Annotated in this window: 7 protein-coding genes; all 7 read left to right on the top strand. The window is 40.7% G+C overall.

The features are described from left to right. Positions 1–162 precede the first annotated feature (162 nt). Positions 163–666 (top strand): RNA polymerase sigma factor, encoded by a 504-nt coding sequence (locus P7J36_RS08445; RefSeq protein WP_044759532.1) that lies wholly within the window; start codon positions 163–165, stop codon positions 664–666. Next, on the top strand, positions 647–1,618 hold the full coding sequence (locus P7J36_RS08440; RefSeq protein ID WP_408551853.1) for an anti-sigma factor: 972 nt from the start codon (positions 647–649) through the stop codon (positions 1,616–1,618). The genes P7J36_RS08445 and P7J36_RS08440 overlap by 20 nt, the downstream gene beginning before the upstream one ends. 344 nt (positions 1,619–1,962) lie before the next feature. Then, the gene (tuf, locus tag P7J36_RS08435; RefSeq protein WP_004298711.1) at positions 1,963–3,159 is read left to right on the top strand and encodes an elongation factor Tu; all 1,197 of its coding nucleotides are present in this window, start codon (positions 1,963–1,965) and stop codon (positions 3,157–3,159) included. A gap of 286 nt (positions 3,160–3,445) precedes the next feature. Further along, positions 3,446–3,940, top strand: coding sequence for a hypothetical protein (locus tag P7J36_RS08430; protein ID WP_024389784.1), 495 nt, complete (start codon positions 3,446–3,448; stop codon positions 3,938–3,940). Between the two features lie 175 nt (positions 3,941–4,115). Further along, a complete protein-coding gene (locus P7J36_RS08425; protein ID WP_029175508.1) occupies positions 4,116–4,433 on the top strand; it encodes a hypothetical protein in 318 nt (105 codons plus the stop codon). 1 nt (position 4,434) lies between these two features. Next, on the top strand, positions 4,435–5,121 hold the full coding sequence (locus P7J36_RS08420) for a DUF2786 domain-containing protein (RefSeq protein WP_024389786.1): 687 nt from the start codon (positions 4,435–4,437) through the stop codon (positions 5,119–5,121). 23 nt (positions 5,122–5,144) lie between these two features. Continuing rightward, positions 5,145–6,638: a primase C-terminal domain-containing protein gene (locus P7J36_RS08415; RefSeq protein WP_408551855.1), complete on the top strand. Its 1,494-nt coding sequence runs from the start codon at positions 5,145–5,147 to the stop codon at positions 6,636–6,638. The last annotated feature ends 79 nt before the right edge of the window (positions 6,639–6,717 follow it).

Genomic DNA, 6,717 nt, shown 5'->3' with positions numbered 1-6,717 from the left:
CCCAAGTATGACATAGAATAAATACTTGGGAGTAGACAGTGTAGATGTAATGCCGAATGTTAACTTAATGACATTGCTTCGGAGGTTGTTTTTTTATGTATAATAATATCAGAAAGGTGTAACCAATAGTCAATTCATTCGTTTTATTAGTGAAAGGAGGAGATAAGTATCAAACTGGATCAATATGAAAAAGAAATTATTGGTATTGCAGAGGAGATTTCCTACTATCTGCAAAAATCAGGAGCCAGTCCAGCTGACAGTCAGGATATTGCCCAAGATGTATTGGTCAAATTGCTTGAATCTGATATTGTCCTTCCTTTCGAAAAACTAAGAGCTTGGCTTTACCGTTCTGCAGTTCGGGCCTACATTGACAAATACAGGAGAGACAAGCGCTACCATGAAATTTTACAAAAGGAGTTTTTTAGACCTGAAAATTTTTTAATCTATGACCAAGAGGGGCATGATGAGCTCTATCAAGCGGTGGAAGGTTTGCCCAGTAAGTACCAGCAGGTGATTGACCTCTATTATTTCCAAGATATGAGTATCAAGGAGATTGCGCATATTTTAGGTGCTGGTCAAAGTTGGGTGAAAATCAGCCTTTACCGAGGACGCAAACAGTTGAGGAAAATGCTAGAAGAGAGAGGATATGACTATGAAGACTTTTGAAGAAGTGACAAAAAAGAGTAAGCGGAAGAATTTATGGAAGACAATAGGGCTATCATCGCTCATCGGTTTTATCTTATTATTGATTGGCGTTCAAACCGTAAAAATAATTGTCGGTGCACGAGAAGGTCGTGAGGTGTGGGAACAAACGATGTTAATGGAAATCGCCTATCCAAATATAAATCATGATGGCATTAAAATCCAAAGCACGAGTTATGTATCTGGAAAGCTCTACTTCGATTTGTACAAGGATTTAGACGGTGTTCCAATGGCTTTTGGTCAGCACGAAATTTACTATGACCTGTTTGATAGTCATTATGACTTTGCCCAGCATATACCTGGGAATACTTTCAAATACCTATATGATCATACAACCAATACCAAGGTACCCGTTTTTTACAATAAGAATCAGATTGTGTGGAGTGAGTCAGAGATTGCTGAAGAATTGCCATATCTAAGAGAAATGAGCGGTCAACTAGTAGAAGTGGCTATTTCCTTTGATAAGAAGTACAGCTTGGCAAAAATCAAGGAGATGATTCCTAGCAACCTCAAGCAAAATTGGTATTGGATAGGGACAGAAGGGAAGCAGAGTACCCATTACTATCGTCCAGAGCAACTTTTGGGATTAGAGCCAGAGGATATTCAACTGGTCTTTTCGGCCATGCCAGAAGACTATATGACAGGTATGGACTTTATGAAAGAGTTCTTAGAAACAGGAGATCAGAAACGAGCGCAGTATTTGGACATACCAGTGGATGACTTGCAAGCCTTTGTTGATAAGTTTGGTAACACCGACTTTACCAAACAAGAAGAGATTGATAAATTAGAATTCGCAGGCATTATCCTAACAGGAAAAGCAGAAGACTTTGCTCAGTTGGAAGGCAAGGACTGGATTTATGCTTCTAGTATTGGCGCGTCCATTCCTATTCAGCCTTATTATCAACTGCATCATTAAGTGAAAAATTTTCTACACCTATAGCAAGAGGCTTGCCAGGGAGTCGTAGGATGACTGAATGGAGAAAGATCTGTCGCAGTAGTCTCGTATTTGTGGCACCTTGTAGTTATGGTGACATCAATATCCCTATGGAAGTGAGGTGTTTTTAGTTGAGTAATAGGTTAAAATGGGATGATAAAAAAGTTATAAGCGAAGCTAATAGCCCTTGCAGAAAATGGATAAAATAAAAAACGATAGAAAATGCTTGCAATTCTGCCACAATTTGATAGAATAGTAAGGTAAAGTTAGACTGTATTGCCTACTGTCTATCTATAAAATATATTTTATTGGAGGCTTTTACCAAAATGGCAAAAGAAAAATACGATCGTAGTAAACCCCACGTTAACATTGGTACAATTGGACACGTTGACCACGGTAAAACTACTTTGACAGCAGCTATCACAACTGTATTGGCACGTCGCTTGCCTTCATCAGTTAACCAACCTAAAGACTATGCGTCTATCGATGCTGCTCCAGAAGAGCGCGAGCGCGGTATCACTATCAACACTGCACACGTTGAGTATGAAACTGAAAAACGTCACTATGCTCACATCGACGCTCCAGGACACGCGGACTACGTTAAAAACATGATCACTGGTGCTGCTCAGATGGACGGTGCGATCCTTGTAGTAGCTTCAACTGACGGTCCAATGCCACAAACTCGTGAGCACATCCTTCTTTCACGTCAGGTTGGTGTTAAACACCTTATCGTCTTCATGAACAAAGTTGACTTGGTTGACGATGAAGAATTGCTTGAGTTGGTTGAAATGGAAATCCGTGACCTTCTTTCAGAATACGATTTCCCAGGTGATGATCTTCCAGTTATCCAAGGTTCAGCTCTTAAAGCCCTTGAAGGTGACACTAAGTACGAAGACATCGTTATGGAATTGATGAACACTGTTGATGAGTACATTCCAGAACCAGAACGCGACACTGACAAACCATTGTTGCTTCCAGTCGAAGATGTATTCTCAATCACTGGTCGTGGTACTGTTGCTTCAGGACGTATCGACCGTGGTACTGTTCGTGTCAACGACGAAATCGAAATCGTTGGTCTTCAAGAAGAAAAATCTAAAGCAGTTGTTACTGGTGTTGAAATGTTCCGTAAACAACTTGACGAAGGTCTTGCCGGCGATAACGTTGGTGTGCTTCTTCGTGGTGTACAACGTGATGAAATCGAACGTGGTCAAGTTATCTCTAAACCAGGTTCTATCAACCCACACACTAAATTCAAAGGTGAAGTTTACATCCTTACTAAAGAAGAAGGTGGACGTCACACTCCATTCTTCGACAACTACCGTCCACAGTTCTACTTCCGTACAACTGACGTAACTGGTTCAATCAAATTGCCAGAAGGTACTGAAATGGTAATGCCTGGTGATAACGTTACTATCGACGTTGAATTGATCCACCCAATCGCCGTTGAACAAGGTACTACTTTCTCTATCCGTGAAGGTGGACGTACTGTTGGTTCAGGTATGGTTACAGAAATCGAAGCTTAATTCGATTGAGTTCCCAGAAATAACAATTATAGTCAGACAACTTAATTGTAACTCTCTACTTTCGGGTAGAGAGTTTTTCTGAAAGTATTCATAAAATGCACAGTAAGTGGTAAGAGTTTTTAGAATTGAATGCATCCATGTATTTATGAGGAGAACAGAGAAATCTGTTCTCCTTTTTGTTCGTTTAAAATCTTATACGGAAAGGGGCTTTACCATGTGTTTAGATTTGGAGGAGTTGATTGCGGTAAACAGAGCATAGAGGGTTTGACAGAGTTAGGAGGTCAGAATGATTAGAAACGAATTATACGAGCAACTAATCAATAGTGAGCCAATAGGGTTCATTGATCCTTTTACTGATCTAGGGGAATTTGATTCTATTCAGATGAAGTTCAAGCAACCTGTTAGAAGCTTGGTAAACAAGTACTCTGGGAAACCTTACAATGCCCACTGGCAAAATAAGATTGAAGAGATGAGGGTTCTATATATTCAATACCAGAGAAGCTTGAAACTCGAAGACGAGGAGCAGGCAGTTCATAATAGGGTTAGAAATAAAGAATCCAAAGAACATGTTCATGAAATCGTCACAACGTATTTGAAGTTGGGATTTAGGTTTAAAGAAATTGAAGCAAGAGTGTCACTATTCAACACTCGCTTACGTAGAAATTGGAAGAGGAGCGATTATGTCACAACTGCAACTCCTGAAGTTTATCTGAAGAGAGACTTACAGGACGGTATTTGTTCGTGTAGCTCCAGTATTCCAAAAAGCATGAAGATTAACTAGAGGTGTTGCTATGAAGCATGAAGAAATAAATGTAGCTCCAGGGATATGCAGACGTTGCGCTTGTAACTGGGTTACACCCTGCATTCATGAAAAATATGGTCCGTGCTGGTGGATTGATAAGGGTCAAACATTATGTAGTCACTGTTTTTATGGGCTGAACGAAGAATCTTCTCAGATGAAAGTTTACTATAGACCAGGGCGTGATTGGCTAGAAAAAGATGAGGGGTTTGCACAGGAGATATTGGCCAATCCTAAGAGACACTGGGTCTATGATATAGAACATGATGTACTATGTGTCGTTACGATGGGAGACCATCTAGGGGCGGTTAGATTTCTAGCAAGGAAGTTCTATAAGCTTGATCGTATTTACCATGATGAAATTCCAAAGTGGCAAGAAATTATTGCCAATAATATGATTTTCTATAATGCAGCGGTCAATGAACCAAAGCACTATGCTTGGCACTTACCCCGAAAATATCGTTTGGAGGATTGACATGGAAAATAAAATTATCGGGAAGATACAAAATCTTTTGGAGCTAGCTTATGATACACCAGACGATGAGGAGGGGCAAACAGCTCTTCTGATGGCTCAAAAACTCATGGTAAAACACAACATTTCCATGGCTGATGTCTCAGTTTCCCAGTTGAAAGAAATTATTGGAGAAAAAGTGGCGACTACTCAATATCGCTTGGTCTGGTGGAAAGAGCGATTAGCTGCGATACTCGGGGCAAATTTTAGATGCCAGGTTGTCAGAAGGAGAAGAGTCGACAAAGGGATTACTCAAATCATTTTCTTTGGTTACGATTCGGATGCTGAGTTTTGCACAAAGGTCTATGAGGCGGCGCTGCTTTATTTAGACTATCGTCTGGACAGACTTTATAAGACCGCAGTAACCGCAAACTATAGGGAGTACAAGAAATCGTACTTACTTGGGTTCTTGGATGGTTTAGATCAACGCTTCAAGGATCAATGTTTAACTTCAGATGAGTTTGCCTTAGTCGTTCAAGTGCCTCAAGAGGTGTTAGAGGAACAAGCTAGACAACTAGGAGAAATCAGAGAAAGAGCTATTAAAGTTCCTATAGAAGAGATTGACTTTGAAGGCTATTCTGAGGGGCTTGAGCATGCAAAAGAAACAATATTGATGCCAGATGAGTTGCTCAAAGCTAACGTTGGCGTATAAAATCGTTGATAGTAAGGAAACAGATGAACTTAACGAACATTTACAGTTTGATTCTAAGAGATGGACTAAGACAGACCAAATATAGAAACAGTCACTTGCGGCCAGTTCCTTCAGCTGAAGAAGGGAAACGTGGGGCTATCTTTGCCTACCGTTCTAAAGAGAATATGGTCAAGGCACGTGGGGTCGTCTTAACATCGATGGAGGCTATTTTAGAAAACCAGGATAGCTTTACTCACTGGACACCGAACGCCTACTGTTTTGGGGCTTACAGTGATGCTAACCGTCGGGTTACACGTGGGCACTCTGAAGACAATCTAAGGCAGATTAACACCTTCTATATTGACTTCGATATTACCTCTTCAGCTGAAGAAATGACAGCTGGAGATATTTTAACGACTACCATCGATTTAGGCTTCATGCCAACTCTGATTTTAAAATCAGATAAAGGGTTCCAAGCTTATTTTGTCCTGGAAGAGCCAGCTTACGTTACAGCACACTCCCAGTTTAGAGTGGTCAAGGTTGCAAAAGCTATCTCTCAAAATTTGCGTAACTACTTTAACCAAACCTTGCCAGTTGATATGACCTGCAACCACTTTGGTATTGCACGTATACCACGGACGGACAACGTCGAATTTTTCCATGCAGACTACACCTACTCGTTCCAGGAATGGCTAGACTGGTCCATGAAGCAATCTGACCTTCCCTTTCCAGGAAAGAAACCAAATCTAACAGTTATTTCAGGCTCTGAAGGGGTAAAACAGATAGATGAACCCTGGTATGGCTTGCTGACGAGAGAATCCAATATCAAGGGTGCTAGGGACGTTATGGGACGAAATAACGTGCTATTTACCTTAGCTCTAGCTAACTTCTCTTCAGGTATTTCTCAGGGCGACTGTGAGGTCGCTTTGAACGATTTTAACTTGCAACTAGATGAACCGTTGTCTACAGGCGAACTTCTGAAGCTGGTAGCTAGTGCCTATTCAGGAAAATACGAGGCGGCCAGTCGTGATTATATCACGCTACTGTGCAGGGCTTGGGTCAATAAAGAGTTGAGTCCTTCAGACCTCTTTATCAAGCAGGGCTGGTACAAGTTCAAGAAGAAACGTGCTGATCGGAAACACAGCCATCTTCATGAGTGGAAAGCAGATGTGATGAACTACTTGGAAGGTTTTTATCAATCTGAAGATCCATTTATTCAGACGACAAAAAAAGCAATCAGGGAAGAATTAAACATACCTGAACGGTCATTAGATAAAGTTCTCAAGGTCTTAAAAGCTGAACAAAAGATTTTCTTTACAGTTAAATTTGGCCGTGGTGGAGGGATTAGACTAGCTTCTGTTAAAGCTATCGTCCTATCCATTATTCGGGTCAATAAAGAGCGCCAGGAAGCTTATTTTGCGAATATTGCTGCTTTCTTTGATGAAAGTATAGAGTTCACCAAAAGGGTGATAGAAGGGGTTAAAAATGGGCTTAAACAAGCAAGACAATTATCTCTGTTTGAGGTTGACATCGGCTAATGGTTAAAACCCGCAAAGTCCCATTACATTATATCTATGATAATGGGAGTAGATTGTAAGGGGCCAGAATTTTGATTAG

The sequence above is a fragment of the Streptococcus suis genome (assembly GCF_046032115.1).
GTDB classification, from domain to species: Bacteria; Bacillota; Bacilli; order Lactobacillales; family Streptococcaceae; genus Streptococcus; species Streptococcus suis_AJ.
This window is presented reverse-complemented; position numbering and strand designations above follow the sequence as displayed.